The following is a 3,090-nucleotide window of genomic DNA, read 5'->3' on the forward strand; positions in this document are numbered from 1 at the left end:
GCTGTGGAAGGTATCCAGAAGATCACGCGGTGGCCGCCTTCACGTGCAGGGCCCGCTGGTCACCGGGGCCGTCGCACACCACCTTGGTGGACGCCACTCCAGCGAGTTACGCAGGCGCGCACTCAGCTGCAGGCCACCGCCAAAGTGCGCCCGGGTGGCAGCTCCTACGACGGGGTGCGGTTTCAGTGGCGCCCCTACAGCCTGACGCCTTCGGAGGGCTGGACCGACGTCGCGCCGCTCGCGCTGCGCCTGCCCGACGGTGGCGCGGTGCTGGGTGAATGGCTGCCGGTCACCGACCAGGACGGCGGCAAGGCCTCGGCGCGCTACACCTGGCACGCGACCTCCAGCATTCCCCTCGACGGCTTGGTGCAGGTCCGCGCCTGCTTCCGCATGACCGGCACGAGCGACATGCGCTGCACCGGGGTCACCCAGATCACCGTGGACCGGGCGGGGCTGACCGGGGCCAACGCCACCTCTGACGCCGGCCCCGGCACGGTCAGCCTGCTGACGGGCGCCTACGCGGTCGTGGGACGCGACGTCGAGGTGAACGCTCCGCACGGTGGCCTGGCCGCGACCCGCAGCTTCGCCAGCAATGACCCCGACCGCGCCGGGCCGCTGGGGCCGGGCTGGCGGATGTCACTTGCCGTCGACGAGGCCGGCGCCGACTACCTCAACCTCATCGACCGCACCGAGACGGTGCTCATCACCCGCGGCGACGGCACGCAGATGCCGTTCGTCCGCAAGTCCTCCGCCACCGCTGACCTGGATACCTACGTCGCCGAGGGCGAGGCGAGCACCGAGGGGGCGACGCTGATCTTCGTGCCCGGTACCGCGCCGGCGGCCAGCACCTACGTGCTCACCGATCTCGATGGCGACAAGGTCACCCTCACCCGCGCCGACGGCGGCAACGGGCACGTGAACGACGGGCTCTTCCGCGTCACCAAGGTGGAGGCGATCCGCGGCAAGGCCGGCAGTACCGACCTCGCCCCGGCCCTGACCACCGTCACCTACACCGCAGCGGGCAACCCCCGGCTGCTGCTCGCGCCGACCGATGCCGGCGCGGCGTGCTCGGACCCGACCACCACCGCGCAGCCGGCCGGCTGCCGCGCGCTGGAGTTCCTGTACTCCGGCACCGGAACAACCGAGCGGCTGACCAGCGTCAAGCTCTGGGCGCACGGCGCAGCCGCCGCGGCCGGTGGCCTCGTCGACGCCGGCACCCCGGTTGGGCCGCAGCAGATCGTCTTGGCGGAGTACGCCTACGGCGGGGGTCGGCTCACGTCCGTGACCGATCCGCGGAGCGGGCAGAGGGTCACCTACACCTACCGCTCCGATGGACGGCTGGAGGCCATCACGCCGGTCGGCGGCACCGCGACCTGGACGCTGGACTACGACGACCGCCAGCTTCCTCGGCTGGTCTCGGCCACGCTGAACGACGGCCCCGACGGGCTGGCACCGCAGCGCACCAACGTGCGCTACGACCTGCCCCTGGACGGCAGCAACGCTGCCCTCCCGACGCTGACCTCGGCAGAGGTGGGGCGCTGGGGTCAGGCGGCAGCGCCCACGGACATGACGGCGGTCTTCGGCCCGGACGTGGTGCCCGACAGCGCCCCGACCGCGGCCCAGTGGCGCGGTGCCCAGCTGCTCGCCCTGGACGTCAACGGCCGGGTCACCAACACCGCGAACTTCGGCGGAACCATCGATCAGGACACCGGCGCCCACGAGGCGCCGGCCTGGCGCATCAGCACCACGGAGTACGACGCCGAGGGACGGGGCAACGTCGTCCGGCAGTTGAGCGCCGGCAACCGCGACCGTGCACTGGCCGCCGGTGCCGATGCAGCCGCTGAGGCCGTCCAGGCCAAGCTGCTGGACACGGTGAACGTGTACTCGGCCGATGGCCTGGACCTGCTGCGCAGCTACCAGCCGGCTCGGCCGGTGACGGTGGCGGCCGGGGACCGCCAGGTGAGCGCCCGCACGCGGACCATGACCGTCTACGACGTCGGGAACGAGGCGGGCCACCCCACGCCGGGCAAGTCGCTGCACCTGCCGGTCCGCACGACCGTCGACGCGGTGGAGATTCACGCCGCACTTCCGACGGGTTCGACCGGCACCGACCCGGCGCTTCCGGCGCTCGACGGTCGTGACCGTGTCACGAATCTGGAGTACGGATCGCCGAACGCGTGGAAGTTCGGCACGCCGACGGCCACCCGGGTCGACCCCGGCGGTGGTGCCGCGGAGGTGGTGACCCGGCAGGTGGTCGACGAGCAGGGGCGGACGGTCTCCAGCACGCTGCCGGCCGGTGGCACCAGCACGACCACCGCGGCGACGACGGTCAAGGTCCACTACTCCGCTGACAATGCGGACGCTCAGTGCAAGAGCGAGGCGTGGGCTGGCTGGCTGTGCAAGAGCCGCCCCGGTGGCGCGCCGGATGCCGGGTTCGCGCTGCCGACGACGCACGTGACCGGTTACGACGTGTACGGGAACGTCACCCGGGTGGTCGAGACCGTTCCGGGAACGGATGTCGTTCGCACCACGGACACCGCTTACGACGCGGTCGGGCGGTCTCGTCGCAGCGGCGTGACCGGCGCAGGTGCGGAGGCGGGTCAGGGGCGCCCGTCGGTGGAGACCACCTACACCGCCGCCGGTCTGGTCGAGCACACCCGGCTCGTCGATGCGAACGGCGCCGTCGTCGGCGACGTGAACCAGGGTGCGGGCCCGATCAGCAGGGAGTACGACGAGTACGGCCGGATCATCGAGTACACCGACGGCAGTGGGCTGGTGACGACGCAGTCGTATGACTCGGCGGGCCGTTTGGTGGAGGTGGCCAACACCCACGGCACCCGGACGGTCGGCTACGACGGCGGCGGGGAGCGGGGCAGCCTGCCGACCAGCTTGGAGGTGTCGGGGGTGGGGACCTTCAGCGCCCGGTACGGGGCCGACGGCAGCCTGGTGCGGGAGGACCTGCCGGGCGGGTTGTCCGCGACGACGGTGCGGGATGCCGCCGGTGATGCAGTGCGCCTGACGTATGTGAAGACGGCGGCCGATGGCGGCACGAGTGAGTGGTTGAAGTCGGTGGCGACGGTCAACGGTTTC

At 72.1% G+C, this 3,090-nt stretch carries 1 protein-coding gene; it reads left to right on the forward strand.

Annotated elements, in window-relative coordinates; all coding sequences use genetic code 11:
- Positions 1–174: 174 nt before the first annotated feature.
- On the forward strand, positions 175–3,090 hold a 2,916-nt coding region (locus E9529_RS21155; RefSeq protein WP_236833235.1), incomplete at its 3' end, for a DUF6531 domain-containing protein.

It is taken from the genome of Blastococcus sp. KM273128 (assembly GCF_021698975.1).
Taxonomy (GTDB): domain Bacteria; phylum Actinomycetota; class Actinomycetes; order Mycobacteriales; family Geodermatophilaceae; genus Blastococcus.